The organism is Dictyobacter alpinus (assembly GCF_003967575.1).
Taxonomy (GTDB): Bacteria; Chloroflexota; Ktedonobacteria; order Ktedonobacterales; family Ktedonobacteraceae; genus Dictyobacter; species Dictyobacter alpinus.
This window is the reverse complement of sequence record NZ_BIFT01000001.1, coordinates 4,855,116-4,873,238: the sequence shown is the minus strand read 5'-3', so window position 1 is coordinate 4,873,238 and position 18,123 is coordinate 4,855,116. Positions and strand designations below refer to the sequence as shown.

At 57.9% G+C, this 18,123-nt stretch carries 1 protein-coding gene and 1 pseudogene (1 of these 2 cut by a window edge); both read left to right on the top strand.

The genetic code is table 11. The features are described from left to right. Window positions 1–18: 18 nt before the first annotated feature. Window positions 19–15,672: pseudogene (locus EL633_RS19155) on the top strand (non-ribosomal peptide synthase/polyketide synthase); the annotation flags it as partial. Beyond that, on the top strand, window positions 15,646–18,123 hold the beginning of the coding sequence (locus EL633_RS19150; RefSeq protein WP_371865564.1) for a non-ribosomal peptide synthase/polyketide synthase. 15,348 nt of this gene lie beyond the right edge of the window; 2,478 of the gene's 17,826 nt are visible here — the first part of the coding sequence; it begins with the start codon at window positions 15,646–15,648; its stop codon lies beyond the right edge, outside the window. The pseudogene EL633_RS19155 and the gene EL633_RS19150, both read left to right, overlap by 27 nt.

The following is an 18,123-nucleotide window of genomic DNA, read 5'->3' as shown; positions in this document are numbered from 1 at the left end:
AAGGATAGATGCATGGTGATGAAAAAATCTCAACAACAATCAGACTCATTGATAGCGAGAAAGCAGGCCCTGTTTGAGGCTCGCTTGAAAGAGCGGGGACTCAAAGGGGAGCGACAGAGCACCATCTCCCTGCGCCAAAAGGGAGATAGCATCCCACTTTCCTTCGCGCAACAGCGTCTCTGGTTTCTCCATCAGCTTGAACCCGATTCGTCCGTCTACAATATTCCGCAAATGATGCAATTGCAGGGAGAGCTGGACGTTCATCTGCTAGAAAAGAGCCTGACCACGGTCATCGGCAGGCATGAGAGCCTGCGCACAACCTTTCCCATGCAGGACAATCAGCCAGTACAGCAGATCGCGCCGGATCCCACCATTCAATTCCCCCTGGTCGATCTTACGCGCTTGCAGGCTCTCGATCACGAGGCGGAAGCCCTCAAGATAGCGCAACAGGAGTTCCAACAGCCGTTTGACCTCGCCGCCGGACCATTGCTCAGAGTGATGGTTGTGCGCTCTACACAGCGGGAACACTATTTATTCATAACCATGCACCATATTATCTCGGATGCCTGGTCCGGCGACCTGCTTATCCAGGAGCTAGTACAATTATATGTCGCATATAGAGAAGAGAGGCCCGCGCAACTTCCCGCCTTACCTGTCCAATACGCTGATTTCGCCATCTGGCAACGGGAGTGGCTACAGGGACCGCTTCTGGATCAACAACTCCAATATTGGAGGCGGAAGCTGCACAATGTGCAGCCGCTTGACCTCCCCTTTGATCATCCCCGCTCATCCATGCCAACTTTTGAAGGACGGCAGCACCATATCACGCTCTCGATTGCGCTACAAGACAGGCTTAAGGCGCTGGCACAGAGAGAAGATGTCACCTTGTTTATGTTGCTTTTGGCCGCGTTCCAGATGCTCCTAGCCTACTATAGCGGCCAGACCGATATCAGCGTGGGGACCCCGATCAGCCAGCGCAAGCAGGCTGAACTTGAGAGCTTGATCGGCTTTTTTGTCAATACTGTGGTGATTCGCAGCGACCTGGCGGATAATCCAACCTTTCTCGCACTGCTCAAACAGGTGCGAGAGGTCGCGCTGGAGGCGTATACTCACCAAGATGTCCCCTTCGAGAAGATGGTTGAGGCGATCCATCCGGAGCGCGGCTTGAGCAATTCTCCGCTCTTCCAGTGCATGTTTGTGCTACAACACGCGCAAGCGATACCTGAGCTAGACACGGGGATACAGATGCACCCGCTGCCGCTGGAGAGCACGACCGCCAAATTTGACCTCGTCTTGATCGTGACCGAGAGTGCTCAGGGACTGCGCTGCACTTTTGAGTATAGCACCAGCCTCTTTGAAGCCTCCACCATTCAACGCATGTTTGGTCATTGGCAGAATCTGCTAGAAACAATTCTGCACACGCCATACATACGCTTACAAGAACTCAATCTCTTGACCACTGGTGAGCTACAGCAGCAACTGGTGAGCTGGAATGCCACACAGAGCGAGTATCCAGTGGCGAACGGACTGCACCACCTCTTTGAAGCGCAGGCACGACGTATTCCTGACGCGGCTGCACTCACATTTGAAGATAGTATCCTGACATATGCCGCGCTAGATCAGCAGGCCAATCGGTTAGCACATATCCTGCGCGCGTACGGCGTGGGGCCAGATCAGGCGGTGGGGATCTGCCTGGAACGCACCCTGGCGATGCCCATGGCCCTGCTGGCCATCTTAAAAGCTGGTGGAGCCTATCTCCCTCTCGATCCAACCTATCCTCAGGAGCGGCTCCAAATCATGCTTGCCGACGCGCAGCCGCCCGTTGTGATTACCCAGCAATCCTTACGCGAGCATTGTCCCCAACATCCACACTGCCAGCTACTTGTGTTGGAGGAGATCTACACACAGCAGACACGTTTCCCGACCACACCACCGGAGGTAGCCTTCAACCCAGAACAGCTGCTCTATATCATCTACACCTCTGGCTCCACGGGCATCCCCAAGGGAATCTCAATGCCACACCGCCCGCTGGTGAACCTCATGCACTGGCAACAGGCGCACTCGTTCGCGCACCAGGGAAGCAGGACCCTCCAATTCACCACCTTGAGCTTTGATGCCGCCTGCCAGGAGATTTTTGCTACCTGGTCGACCGGAGGCATCCTTACCATCACTTCGCATGAGGTGCGTATCAACCCGCAGGTCCTGTTACAGACACTGCGCGAAGCCGCGATCGAACGCTTATTTGTCCCCTTTGTGGCGCTGCAACAGCTGGCGCAGGTCGCGCAAAGCGAACGGCAGCTCCCAGATCATCTACAAGAGGTAATTACCGCTGGCGAACAGCTCCAGGTTAGCGGGGCCGTGGAGCTGTTCTTCTCCGCGCTGGCGGACTGTACGCTGATCAATCAGTATGGACCCGCAGAATGCCATGTCGTCACTTCGTTCACTCTGGATCACGATGTGTCGTCCTGGTCAGCGCTACCCTCGATCGGCACGCCGGTCTCCAATACGCAAATGTATATTCTCAATCCAGCCCTGCAGCCAGTTCCGGTCGGAGTCGCCGGAGAAGTTTATATCGGCGGCAAACACGTGGCTCGTGGCTACCTGGCCCGACCCGGACAGAGCGCCGAACGCTTCATTCCCGATCCGTTCAGCCGCGAGCCGGGGGCACGGCTCTATAAGACGGGCGATCTCGCCCGCTATCAAAGCACCGGTCTGATCGATTTTATCGGGCGTGCCGATACACAGGTAAAGATACGTGGCTATCGCATTGAACTCTTTGAGATCGAGGAGGCTTTACGCAGCCATCCGTCTATCCACGAGGCCATCGTCAGCGTCCTCGAAGTGGATCCATCGGACAAACGCCTGGTCGCTTATGTCCTACCGGCAGCAGCAGAGCAGATGCCAGCGGCGCAGGAGCTGCGGCAATACCTCCAGGAACGCCTGCCTGATTATATGGTGCCCGCGTTCTTTAGCCAGCTGGATGCGCTACCATTAACACCCAGCGGCAAGATCGATCGGAGAAGCTTGCCCGAGCTAAATATCGCGCAATTGCTAGAGGAGCAGGAAGATGCCGGCACGCCACGCACGCCTATTGAGGAGTTGATCGCGACCGTCTGGTGCGAGGTATTGGGCCGTCAAACGATCGGGATCCACGAAAATTTCTTCGCCATCGGTGGACATTCCTTGCTGGCAACCCAGGTTATGTCGCGCCTGCAACGCCTGGTACGGCCCGCACTACCACTACGCCTCTTCTTTGAGACGGCGACCATTGAAAAACTGGCCCGGGCGATTGAGCAGCTGATGCGAGAGGAGCAGGAAAACGAACGGCCATCCCTGAGTCCCGCAGCGCGTCGGCCGCAGATTCCGCTCTCCTTTGCCCAACAACGACTCTGGTTCATCGAGCAGCTAGAGCCTGGCAGCGTCCACTATCACCTTCCCACCGCCTTACTCCTGGAAGGAATGCTAGAGATCGCCATGTTGGAGCGGGCATTGCGAACGGTTATCTCCCGACACGAAAGTCTACGTACTGTGTTCCATGCCAGCGCAGGACACGCATTCCAGTTTATTCAGGCCGCCGACCCAACGCTGATCATTCCAGTCATCGATCTCAGTAAACTGGGCGACGAAGCAAGCGGCAATATCGCGCATGGGCTGGCGAAGGAAGAGGCGCGGCAGCCATTCGATCTGGTACAGGGACCCTTGATGCGCGTCAAGTTGCTGCGACTAAGCATAGACAGGCACGTCCTGCTCCTCACCATCCACCATATCGTGGCGGATGGCTGGTCAATGCAGATCTTGATCCATGAGATAAGCCAGCTCTACAACGCGCTTAACAAAGATGAACCCTCACCATTAACCGAACTTCCCATACAATATGCCGACTTCGCAATCTGGCAGCAGAGTTGGTTGCAGGGAGATCTTCTGACCCGCGAACTTCACTATTGGCGGCAAAATCTGGCTGGCGTAAGCACACTGAACCTGCCCACGGATTATGCGAGGCCGGCTCTACAAACCTTCCATGGGGCGCGTCTCTACGCCTACCTTACGAGCGATCTCACCTCCAGCCTGAAAAAGCTGAGCCAGCGGGAAGGCGTGACGCTATTCATGCTGCTGCTAGCGGCCTTTCAGGTCTTGCTGGCCCGCTATAGCGGACAGGACGATATCGCGGTCGGCACACCGATCGCGGGGCGCACCCACACCGAGCTTGAACAGTTGATCGGCTTCTTTGTCAATACCCTGGTCATGAGGAGTGACCTTGCTGGAGCTTCCGATTTTCGTCAGCTGCTCGCGCGCGTGCGTGAGACGACGCTACAGGCATACGCCCATCAGGATGTGCCCTTTGAGAAACTGGTGGAAGCGCTACAGCCCGAGCGCGACCTGAGCCGCTCACCACTCTTCCAGGCCATGTTCGCACTCCACAATATACCAGCCGCCAATGCCACCATCGACGGCCTGGAAGTATCCTACTTTAAGCAGGAGGCGACGATCGCCAGGTATGACCTTACCCTGGAAATCATGGATACACCACCGGGACTTGTCTGCGCGTTTGAGTACAATAGCGATCTCTTCGCGGCCGAGACGATCGCGGGCATGCTGGAACACTGGCAGATCTTGCTGGAGGGCATCGTGGCCCGGCCCTCTTCTCCCCTGAGCGCACTCCCTCTGCTCACTCCACGCGAGCTGCAGCTGCTCCTGCACACCTGGAACGACTCCGCCGTTCCTTCCTCCTCCCAACTCTCGCTGCCCCAGGCCTTCTCGCTGCAGGCGGCTCACTACCCCGATCGCGTCGCGCTCTCCTTCCAGGATCAGTTGCTCACCTTCTCCGAACTCGATCACCGCGCTGACCTGCTCGCCTCCTTCCTACAGCGCCACGGCATCGGTCCCGAGCACTGCATCCCCCTCTGCCTGCAGCGCTCACCCGATCTCCTGCTAGCCCTGCTCGCCGTCCTCAAAACCGGCGCGGCTTACCTGCCCCTCGATCCTTCCTATCCCGCACAGCGTCTGCGCACCATCCTCGATGAGGTCCGGCCTCTGCTCCTGCTGACCCAGCAGGACCTGTTGCCCCTCGTCGGCGATCACGCCAGCCTGCCACTGTGCCTCGATCAGCTCTGGCCTCGCCTACTGGACCCGCAGGCCGACCTCTTGCCCCTCACGTCCACTGTGGCCTTCCATCCTGACCAGCTCGCCTATGTCATCTACACCTCCGGTTCCACCGGGCGACCCAAAGGCGTCATGGTCACACAGCACAACCTGCTCAATTTCCTGGCCGCGATGCTCCCTCGTCTGCAGTTGCAGGAGCAGGATCGCTGGCTGGCCATCACCAGCATCTCTTTTGATATCGCCGCCCTGGAGATCTTCCTGCCCCTGCTCTGCGGAACTCAGATCTCCCTGGCACCACGCCACTTCAGTTCCGATGGCGCCGCCCTGGCCCGGCACCTGGACGAAGAGGCCATCACCATCATGCAGGCTACCCCCACCACCTGGCAGCTCCTGCTCACCGCCGGCTGGCGGCCGCATGCAGACCTGCAGGTGCTCTGCGGCGGTGAAGCCTTTCCCCCGGCGCTGGCCTCCCAGCTACATCCGGCGCGCACCCTGTGGAACCTGTACGGACCAACCGAGACCACCATCTGGTCGGCCGCCGCCCGGCTGGCGGCACTGGAGCGGACCTCCCCAGTCCCGCTGGGTGCTCCACTCGACAACACCACCCTCTATGTGCTCGATCGCGTCGGTCAGCTCGTGCCACCGGGTGTCCCCGGCGAGCTGTTCATCGGTGGCCAGGGCGTGGCCCGTGGCTATTTCCGGCAGGCGGGACTGACCGCCGAGCGCTTCCTGCCCGATCCCTTCAGCGCGACACCGGGGGAGCGCCTCTACCGCACCGGCGATGTGGTACGCTACCGAGCCAACGGACGGCTAGAATACCTGGGGCGCGGCGATCAGCAGATCAAGCTGCGCGGCCTGCGCATCGAGATCGGCGAGATCGAGGCGGCACTGGTCCAGCATCCGACCGTGCGCGAGGCCGTCGTCTCCCTGTGGCGGGTCAGCGAGGCGGACCAGCGCCTGGTCGCCTACGTCATCGCTCAGCCCAACAGCACGATCGCGACGCAGCAGTTACGAGACCATCTGCGCCAGATGCTGCCCAACTACATGGTGCCAGCATATATTCTCGTCATGGAACAATTCCCGCTCACGCCTAATGGCAAGATCGATCGACTCGGCTTACCAACACCGGAGGAGCAACAGTCAGAGGTGCTATCCGGACGCGCACGACCACTCTCGCCTATTGAAGAGGTGATCGCGGGCTTCTATCATGAACTCCTGGCGCTCAAACAGCCGGAACCACAGAGCCACTTTTTCGCGGCGGGTGGACATTCGTTGCTCGCCACCCAGCTGCAGGCTCGTATCCGCGCCATCGCGGGCGTGGAGGTGCCGCTGCGTGCGATCTTTGAGCGGCCAACCATCGAGGGCATCGCCCGCGCTATTCAGGACAAGCTCCGTGAGCAACCGACACCATCACAACCCTCGCTGTGTGAAGTTGCTCGCACACAACCACTCCCCCTATCATTTGCTCAGCAGCGCCTCTGGTTTCTCGATCAGCTTGAACCGGCCAGCACAGCCTACACGATGCCAGCGACACTGCGTCTGAGCGGCCCGCTCCATGCACGGGCATTCGAACACAGCATCAAGCAGATCGTGCAGCGGCATGAGATCTTGCGGACAACGTTTCAAACGCGCGATACCATACCGGTACAGGTCATCGGGGATGCCGATGACTACCACCTGCCGATCGTGGATCTGCGCGGACTCCTAGAAGAAACGCGAGAAGCGGAGATCCACAGGCTGGCCATCCAGGAGACGGAAACAGGGTTTGATCTCTCCACGGGACCGCTCTTGCGCACCACCCTGCTGCGTGCTGGTGTGGATGAGCATATTTTCCTGCTCACAACCCATCATATCATCGCGGACGCCTGGTCCACGAACATCTTTATGCGCGAGCTGAGCTACTACTATCATGTCGACCTCACCCAGCAACCAACCACGCTGCCGGAGCTGCCCATTCAGTACGCAGACTACGCTGCCTGGCAGCACAACTGGTTCGGCAGCGAGCAGCTACAGACGCAGCTCGGCTACTGGAAAGAGCAGTTACGGAATATAGAGCCGCTTAATCTACCCACTGACCATTCCCGGCCCGCGATCCAGACGTTCCATGGATCCCATCAACATATCACCATCGCCCCTCCATTGCTGCAGGCACTCCAAACGTTGAGCCAGCAAGAAAACGCCACCCTATTCATGACGCTGGTCACAGCCTTCCAGATCCTGCTCGCACGCTACAGCGGCCAGAGCGATATCAGCGTTGGAACGGATATTGCCAATAGGACGCAGCTTGAACTTGAAGGTCTGATCGGCTTCTTCGCCAACACCCTGGTTCTGCGCACTAACCTTACTGACAACCCCACCTTTACGCAGGCACTGGTACGCGTGCGCCACAACGCCTTGCAAGCCTATGCGAACCAGGATATTCCGTTTGAGCGCATCGTCGAAGAGCTTCAGCCTGAGCGAGATCTCAGCCGGCCCCCGCTCTTCCAGGTACTGGTAAGCTCTCAACCAGCGACGCTGCCGACCGAGGAGACCACCACCCTTGAAGGTGTGCGCATACAGACGATTCCACTACTCCACCATAGCGCGAAGTTTGATCTCACGTTTTCCTGGGAAGAGACGGCCACGGGTCTCCACTGCGACCTTGAGTATAATACCGACCTGTTCGAGTTCGCGAGCATCGCACGCCTGCTGGAACACTGGCGAACCCTGCTGGAGCAGGTTGTCAGCCAGCCTGAAAGCAGGATTCAATCCCTGCCCCTGCTTAGCGAACGCGAGCGGAATAGTATGCTCAACGAATGGAATAGCACACAGGCGGACTATCCTCTGCAGGCGCCATTCCATCGACTGTTTGAACAGCAGGCCAGCCAGACACCCGATCGCATCGCTGTCGTCTATCAACAGGAATATGTGACGTACGCGGAATTAAACCGCCGGGCGCAGCAGCTGGCGCGCCAGCTGCTCCAGCGCGGCATACAGCCAGAGCAACTGGTCGGACTCTACCTGGAACGCTCGGTAGAGATGCTGATCGGCATGCTCGCGATCTTTAAAGCCGGAGCCGCCTATGTTCCACTCGATCCAGCCTATCCCCAACAGCGTATCGCGACAATTGTGGAGGATGCGGAACCGGCCATTATCCTGACCACCTCTACTCTGCGCCCAACCATGCCCGGCACGATCAATGCAATCTGCCTGGACGAGAATGATAGAGACGAGAGCGATGATCCTCCCATTAGCCAGCAGCAGAGTGCGCATCAACTGGCCTACACGATCTATACCTCCGGCTCCACTGGCCGTCCTAAGGGAGCGATGGTCACCCACCAGGGGATGCTCAATCACCTCTTCGCCAAGATTAAAGATCTGCGGCTGACCGAAAATGATTTCATCGCGCAGACCGCCTCCCATTGTTTCGATATCTCGGTCTGGCAATTCTGCGCGTCGCTCATGCTGGGAGGGCAGGTCGACATCATCCCTAACCAGGTGATGCTTGAGCCTCAACACCTGCTGCAAGAGATACGCGCCAGACAGATCAGTATTCTGGAAGTGGTACCATCATTTCTCTCGCTATTGCTTGATGAAGTAGAGCAACTGGAAGAGGATCGACTGGCGGGGAAGAGCCTGCGCTGGTTGATAGTTACAGGTGAAGCGGTTAGCCCCGCTCTGACGCGCCGATGGCTGCAGCGGTATCCAGACATCCCTTTGCTCAACGCCTATGGACCCACAGAATGTTCAGATGATGTCACCCATGCCCGTATTACAGAGCCGCCAGCCGCGCAAGAGGTGCGTGTGCCGCTCGGCTATCCGATAGTAAACACCCGGATCTATATTCTAGACAGCCGCTTCGCTCCGGTCCCGATCAGCGTTAGCGGGCGCATCTATGTCGGAGGCAAGGGGGTCGGTCGCGGGTATCTCCGGCGGCCCGAACAGACGGCGGCGGTCTTCCTCCCCGATCCATTTGGCCAGGAGGCGGGCGCGCGGTTATACGACACAGGCGATCTCGGCCGCTATCGAGCCGATGGCAGCATTGAATTTCTCGGTCGCGTTGACGAGCAGGTCAAAGTACGTGGCTACCGCATCGAATTAGGCGAGATCGAAGCCGTCCTGCAGCAGCATCCAGCTGTCCACAGCGCGCGCGTCATCGACAGGGAGGTCCGAGCAGGCGATAAAAGGCTAGTGGCGTATATCATTGCCGAAGAGGATATGAACGGGTCGCTCGACATAGCCGAGCTGAAGCGCCACCTGAGAAACAGGCTCCCCGAGTATATGGTGCCGCTGCATTTTGTCGCCTTAAGCAGCCTGCCACTGTTGCCAAATGGGAAAGTGGATCGTAGCGCGCTCCCCAGTCCCGAAGAAAACGCCACGGACGCCGAACAGGTACAGCGAGGGCTGACACCGATTGAGGAGATGGTCAGCGGGATCTACGCGCAGGTGCTGGGACTCGAAAGCGTTGGCGGCGACGATAACTTTTTCGCGCTCGGTGGTTATTCTCTGCTGGCAACGCAGATCATCTCCAGGATTCGACCGGCCATCCAAAGGGAGATCCCCTTGAGCGCCCTCTTCGAGCATCCCGGCGTCTCCGATCTGGCAGGCTACATTGAAAGAAGCCTGCAGCAGACAGCACGCAAAGACATGCCTGCGCTGGTCGCGGTCTCCAGAGAGGAGCCGCTGCCCCTGTCATTCGCGCAGAAGCGCCTCTGGTTTCTGGATCAGCTGGAACCGGACAGCACGGCATACATCCTGGCGCACGCTGTTCAGCTGCGAGGCCCGCTCAACGTTGAGGCGCTACAGTGGAGCCTGAATGAGCTGGTGCGCCGCCATGAAAGTTTGCGCACCAGCATTCAAGGTACCCCGGAAGAGCCGCTGCAGCATATCCAGCCCGCCAGTGGCTGTCCACTGCCCGTCTGCGATCTGAGCGGACTACCCCAGGAAGAGCGGCAGGAGACGATCGAGACCTTGCTACGCGCGGAGATACAGCAAAAGTTTGTGCTCAGCGCGGGTCCGCTGCTGCGCGTGCGCCTGCTACGCATAGGGAGAGAGACGCACATCCTCCTCATCAGCATGCATCACATTATCTCTGATGGCTGGTCAATGAGCATCTTCGTCAGTGAGTTTACCAGCATCTATAACAGCTATGTGCATGGGGAAGCACATGCACTGCCGGCGCTTCCACTGCAATACGCCGATTTCGCCACCTGGCAGCAAAAATGGCTACGGGACGGAACGCTGGACGAGCAGCTCGCTTACTGGCTGAAGCAGCTAGAAGCCATGGAGCCGCTCGACTTCCCTACAGATCATCCACGTCCCCTCGTCCAGACCTTCCGAGGTGCGCACCTGGAACAGCTACTGGAACCAGCGCTGCGCCAGCAGCTCCAGCAACTCAGCCAGAGGGAGGGTGTCACCCTGTTTATGACCCTGATCGCCGCCTTTCAGGTCCTGCTCGCCCGCTACAGTGGACAAGAGGATATCACTATCGGGACACCGATCGCCAATCGCACACAAACGCAGGTCGAGGGGATCATTGGCTTTTTCGTCAACAATCTCGTCCTGCGCACAAGTCTGGCTGGCAATCCAACCTTCCGCCAGCTCCTGCAGCGGACGAGGGAGGTCGCACTGGGAGCGTACACGCACCAGGATGTGCCTTTCGAGAAGCTGGTTGACGCCCTGCAGCTCCGACGTGATCTGAGCCGTTCGCCGATCTTTCAGGTGATGTTCGCGCTGCAAGACATGCCGACGCGGGCCGATAGCCTTGACGGGCTAGAGGCCGAGACAATCTCATTCGAATCGGCCATCTCGAAATTCGATTTTACGCTCTTCGTCACCAATACAGATCAGGGTCTGCATTGCGCGCTTGAATACAATATCGATCTCTTTGAACTAGAAACAATGCGGCGGCTGCTAAAACAATGGCACTATTTGCTTGAAGGCATCTGCCATTCAGCCGAGCAACATATTAACGACCTGTCGTTGCTCACGCCAGCCGAACGACTCCTGCTGCTGGAGACATGGCCCGCAGCGACCCGGAAGCCTCAGATTGAACAGGGCGTTCAGGCACTGGTCGCGGCAGTGGTAGCCCAATATCCCGAGCGCATCGCCCTGGTAGCGCATGATGAGCAGATCACCTATCGCGAGCTGGACCGCCGCGCAAGCCAGGTCGCATGGCGCCTGCAAAATCTGGGGGTAGGACCCGATAGCATCGTGGCGGTCTGCTCCAATCGCTCGCTAGAGATGGTGATCGGACTGCTGGGGATCATCAAAGCGAATGGAGCCTATCTGCCACTGGACCCTGAGTATCCGCCAGAACGCAAGATCTTTATGCTTGAGGATGCGCAACGACCGGTTCTGCTGGCCGATCAGCAGGAGAGGAAGCTATTGCAGGCTCACAGTCGCGCAACCCTGCTTTTGGATCATTCCTGGACAGAGTTCAGCACGCAACCGACGACCACGGTTCCCATTCAAACAACGATACGAAATCTGGCTTATGTCATCTATACCTCTGGCTCTACCGGTCGTCCAAAGGGCGTCGCCATTGAGCATAGGGGGCTAGCCAATCTGATTGCCTGGCATCGGCAGGCATTCGCGATCAGAGAGGAGGATCGCGCGACCCATCTGGCCGGATCAGGCTTTGACGCGGCCGTGTGGGAACTCTGGCCCTATCTGGCCAGTGGTTCCTGCATCTGCCTGGTAGATGATGAGACGCGCCCTTCACCGGCGCAGCTCCAACACTATCTCCAGCAGCAGAACATCACGATAAGCTTTATCCCAACGCCCCTCCTCGAACATATGCTTAACGAGGTCTGGCCCACGCACATGTCGCTGCGCACAATCCTGACCGGCGGAGATCGGCTACGCAGCTATCCTACGCCCGACATGCCCTTTAAGCTCATCAATAACTACGGGCCAACGGAGAATAGCGTGGTCACCACATCGGGCAGCGTCGCGGCAATCGGAACATCTGAACGTGTACCGGATCTGGGCCGGGCCATCACAAATTGCACCACCTATGTCCTCGATCAACATCTGCGCCCAGTGCCGCTGGGCGCCATCGGCGAGCTATACATTGGAGGGGCAAGCGTGGCGCGTGGCTACAGCGGGCAACCGGCGCTAACCGCTGAGCGCTTCCTCCCTGATCCATTCAGTACTGAAAGTGGGAGCCGGTTATATCGGAGTGGCGATCTGGTACGCTATCGTGCCGATGGCAGGCTGGACTTTATCGGGCGCGGCGACTTCCAGATCAAGATACGCGGCTTTCGCATTGAGATGGGCGAGGTCGAGGCCGTTCTTGCCCGAAATCCAGAGATACGCGCATGTGTCGTCGTACTGCACGAAAAGGAGCAGCGCAAATATCTGGTCGCGTACGTGGTTCCCGCCACACCCACACTGGATATAGCAGGCGTACGCGCGCACCTACAACAGTATCTGCCAGCCTATATGATTCCCACGCTCATCATGCCAATCGAGGCGATCCCAGTCACCACCGGTGGCAAAATTGATCGGAAGGCATTACCAGAGCCGATGTGGGAGATCGTCGATCAATTGGAGGCGGATGAAACGCCTGTGACGGATGTCGGGAAGACGCTCAGGAGCATCTGGTCCGACATCCTCCATGTTAAAGAGGTTGGTCTTCACGACAATTTCTTCCACCTGGGGGGCGACTCGATCCTGAGTATTCAGATCATCGCACGCGCCAGACAACAGGGCCTGCAGCTTACCTTGAAGCAGCTCTTTCAATATCAAACGATCGCGGAGTTGAGCCAGGTCGTTGAGAGCGCGCCAGTAGCCTCAGTGGACGAGGGACCTGCTCATGGACCGGTCGAACTCACACCAATTCAGCACTGGTTCTTCGCGCACCACTTCGAGCATCCCGCGCACTGGAATCAGGAGCGTCTCCTGGAGATACCGTCCGACATCACGGCCGAACTGTTGGAGCAGGCATGGGGCAGGCTATTAGAGCACCACGATGCCCTGCGGGCTAGCTATACCCATAGCGAACAGGGATGGCGACAGCACATCCCAGAGGGTTCACAGGATATCCACAGTTCCTTTGCACACATTCAACTGGCCGCGCTGACGCCCGCAGAAAGGGAGCTAGCCATCACAGAGCAGGCGACCCTGGCTCAGGCAAGCCTGGACCTTGAGCGAGGTCCCCTGCTACGCATCCTCTTCTTTGACTATCAGCAGATGCAGCACGACAACCACCTGCTCATCATCATTCATCACCTGGTCATCGACGGCGTCTCCTGGCGCATCCTGCTGGAGGATCTACAGACCATCTGCCAGCAGATCCAGAGCGGGCAAGCCATACAGCTGCCCGCGAAGTCCTCCTCGCTAAAAGCCTGGGCGGAGCGCCTGGTTAGTTATGCGCAAGCGCCACAGTTGCTGGCTGAATGCGCTTACTGGCTGCAGCACCGGCAGCCGATCCTCCCATTGCCAACGGATTTCGCGGTCGCCGTGGCCGCCAATGATTATGCGTCGCTACGTACCGTCACAGCGGCCCTCACCGCGCAGGAGACCAGGACCCTGCTTGAAGACGTACCACCGGTCTATCACACCCATATTCAGGAGATACTCCTGACCGCGCTGGCCCAGACGTTGCGGCACTGGACAGGAAGGTATAGACACCTGATTGAGACAGAGGGACATGGTCGCGAAGAGCTTTTCTCCGATATCGACATCTCCCGTACCGTGGGCTGGTTCACCTCCCTATTCCCGGTCACATTAGATCTCACCGGGACCACAGGAAACAAGGATGCGATCACGGCCATTAAAGAGGGCTATCGCTCCATCCCGCAGCACGGCATCGGCTATGGCATACTGCGCTACCTCAGCCAGGATGAGAACACACGACAGCTTCAGCAGCAGCCACAGGCGGAGTTGCTCTTTAACTATCTCGGCCAGTTTGGCACCAGAAACGCGGAAGCAGAGCAGCCATCCACCATGACCAGCCTGGCGACAGGCGCCTTGAACCATCCACAGGAGAGACGCACACATCTGCTAGAGATAAACGCCCAGATCAATGATGACACGTTTACGATTGCCTGGGAATATAGCGCCAATACCTATCAGAAGACAACGATAGAAGAACTCGCCAATACCTATATCGAGGCGTTGCGAGCATTGATCACGCACTGTCAATCTCCAGAGGCAGGCGGCTACACACCATCTGATTTTCAGGAGGTACAGCTCACATCAGAACAGCTCGAACAAATCTTTGAAGAAATTGACCTGGGTGAATAGTAAAAAGATAAAGAGGATAAGATCTTGAATAAAAAACAGATAGAAAACATTTTTTCACTCTCGCCGGCTCAGCAAGGGATGTTATATGAAACTATCTATGCCGCCCATTCGGGCATCCATATCGAACAATCGATCTATAGCATCACTGGTCAATTACATATTGCGGCCTTCGAGCAGGCATGGCAACGAGTCATAGATCGCCATACCATGCTGCGCACCAGTTTTGTGTGGAAAAATCAGGCGGAACCGCTACAGGTAACGCAACGCCAGGTCGCCTTTACGCTGGACCAGCACGATTGGCGCGACCGCACGCAGACGGAACAGGAGGCCGCCCTGCAGACCTACCTCCAAGAAGACCGTCAGAGGGGATTTGTGTTGTCCCAGGCTCCTTTGATGCGGATCGCGCTCTTTCGCACAGGGGAGGAGCAGTATCAGGTAGTCTGGACCTCGCATCATATCTTAATGGACGGCTGGTGCTATGCATTCATCCAGCAAGAAATCTTTACCTGCTACCAGGCCATATGCGCCGGTCAGCCCATTCAGCTCCCCCCGGTGCGCCAGTATAAAGACTATATCGCCTGGTTGAAACAACAGGATAATGCGTCCGCCGAGCGATACTGGCGTCAGACGCTCCAGGGCTTCACTGCCCCAACTCCGCTGGGAAAGAGCGGCGCTCACTCCGTGACGGAGATCCCGGAGGAACCATCCGGCACCGTCACCCTGAGGCTACCAACCGCCATCTCCAGCAGGATACAGCAACAGGCGCGGCAGCACCATATCACCATCAATACGCTGCTACAGGGGATGTGGGCGCTGCTACTCAACCGCTACAGTGGCAGCGAGGATATCGTCTTTGGCATCACCGTGGCTGGCCGTCCAAGCACGCTGGCAGGCGTCGAGTCGATGGTCGGACTGTGCATCAATACCTTGCCGCTACGCATAAAGATGGCGGAGACCAGCATGCTCTGGCCCTGGCTGGAACGCATCCAGCAGGAGAATCTGGAACTGCACAACTATGAGTATAGCCCGGCTGGCCAGGTCCATCTATGGAGCGAGCTGCCCGGCCAGCTCCCCCTCTACGAGAGCTTGCTGGTGGTGGAGAACTATCCAATGGAGATCGAGCAGGTAGCGCAAGCAGATGCGCAGCTGACGATCACCAACACACAAGCCAGGGGTGCACAGACCAGCTACGCGCTGACCTTCCTGGTCACAGTCGGCGAGACGATGGAGATCACCTGCATCTATAATACGACCCGCTTCACAGGACAGGGCGCGACACAGATCGTTCAGCACATGCAGCGCGTCCTGGAGCTCATCGCCAGCCAGCCCGAGCAGAGCATCCAGGCGCTCCATCAGCTGATTGCAGAACAAGAGATCCCAACCGTCCAGGCTCCAGCAAGCACAACTGAATCGACGCAAGCGTACCAGGCGCCGCAGAGTCCTATTGAGCAGCTCGTCGCAGGCGTGTGGAGCGAGGTCCTCGGCAAAGGCGGCATCGGCATCCACGAAGATTTCTTCGCGCTCGGCGGCCACTCGCTCATCGCCACACAACTACTTGCCCGTTTACGCACGCTGCTGCAATTGGAGCTACCACTGAGGCTCCTTTTTGAGCATCCTACGATCAGCACGCAAGCCCGCGCCATCGAGCAAGAGCTGCGGCGCAAAGCCAGCGGCCTGCAGGAACCCCCGATTGTAGCAGTGGATCGTCAGCAGCCACTGCCGCTCTCCTTCGCGCAGCAGCGCCTCTGGTTCCTCGACCAGCTGGAACCGGGCAGTATCACCTATAACACCCCCATCACCGTACGCCTGCGTGGTCCACTCCAGGTGGCGCTCCTGGAAAAGAGTCTGGCTAGAGTCATCCAGCGGCACGAGAGCCTGCGCACCATCTTCCCGCAGGCCAATGGACAGCCACTCCAGCTCATCCTGGAGCAGATTCCGGCCCGGCTCCGGCTAGTAGACATGGTCAATCTGCCGGAAGAGCTGGTCGAGCAGGAAGTCCAGCAACAGAGCCTGCTTGAAGCTCAGCAGTCATTTAACCTGGCGACAGGACCCCTCTTGCGCATGACACTGCTACGGATCGGTCCGCACGAGCATATCTTCTTACTCACCATTCACCACATCATTACCGATGGCTGGTCCATGGATATCTTCGTCCAGGAAGTGGGGCAGCTTTATAATGCCTTACAGAGCAATCAACCCTCACCCCTGGCCGATCTGCCCATTCAATATGCCGATTTCGCTCTCTGGCAACAGCAATGGTTCAAAGGCAAGATACTCGATCAGCAACTACACTACTGGGAAGAGCAGCTGCGCGGGGTGGAGCCGCTGGAGCTACCGGTTGATCATGCTCGACCAGCCATCCAGAACTATCATGGGGCCTACCAGGAACGCTGGCTGCCACTCACTTTATACAGGCAGCTGCAAGACCTCAGCCAGCGCCATAACGTCACCCTCTACATGACCCTGCTGGCGGCCTTCCAGGTCTTGCTGGCCCGCTACAGCAACCAGGTGGATATCGCTGTTGGCACCCCGATTGCCAATCGTACCCGGCCAGAGATAGAAGCCCTGATCGGCTTTTTTATCAATATCCTGGTCATGCGCGGCGACCTCTCTCATAATCCTACCTTCACACAGCTTCTGCAGCAGGTACGCGCAACGGCACTGGGCGCCTACGCCCACCAGGATATCCCCTTCGAGAAACTGGTCGAAGAGCTACAACCGGAACGCAGCATCAATCGCTCACCATTATTTCAGGTCGCGTTCGTTCTACAGAACACACCGCATGCCACAGAGACTATCGCAGAACTGCAAATAGATTTCCTGGAATCACCACATACCACGGCCAGGGTCGATCTCACCTTAGAGCTGACGGAGACCGCGCAAGGCATCCACTGTCTGGCGATCTACAACACCGATCTTTTTGAGGCCAACACCATTCAACGCCTGCTGGAGCATTGGCATATGTTACTTGCAGGCATCGTCACGCAGCCGGAGCAACAGGTTTTCTCGCTGCCACTGCTTGGTACGGCCGAGCGGGAGCTCCTCCTGCATACCTGGAATGCCACGCAGGACAGCGCGGCGGCCCACCCTATCCATCTGCAGACCCTGTTTGAGCAACAGGTGCAGCGGAGACCAGATCAGGTCGCGCTACAATTGCAGGAGGGCCATCTGACCTATGCTGAACTTGATCGACGCGCCAATCAACTGGCACACCATCTTCGTGAGCGCGGCGTCAAAGCGGAAGTCCTGGTAGGCCTGTGTGTTGAGCGCTCCTTCGAGATGCTCATCGGTATGCTGGGCATCCTTAAAGCGGGGGGCGCCTATGTACCGCTCGATCCGACCTATCCAGAAGAGCGCCTGGCATATATGCTGGAAGATGCCCGCATCGAGATCTTGCTAACACAGCATCATCTCACCAGCCAGCTGGCGGGTACCCTGTATACGCGCCAGACCATCCATCTGGATCGCGACTGGCAGGCGATCGCCCAATACCCAATGACCATACCCCACTGGGAAGCCACGGCGCAGCAGACGGCCTACCAGATCTATACCTCCGGCTCGACTGGCAGACCCAAGGGAACACAAGTCACGCATCAAGGGATCAACAACCTAGTCCAGGCCCAGAGGACCACTTTTAGTGTGGGGGAAGAGAGCCGCGTACTACAGTTTGCCTCCTTCAGCTTTGATGCCTCGGTCTTCGAGATCTCTATGGCCCTGTTGACCGGGGGCGTGCTCTGCCTGGATGAGCCACGTAACCTGCTGCCGGGACCAGAACTGCTCGCGACCCTCAAG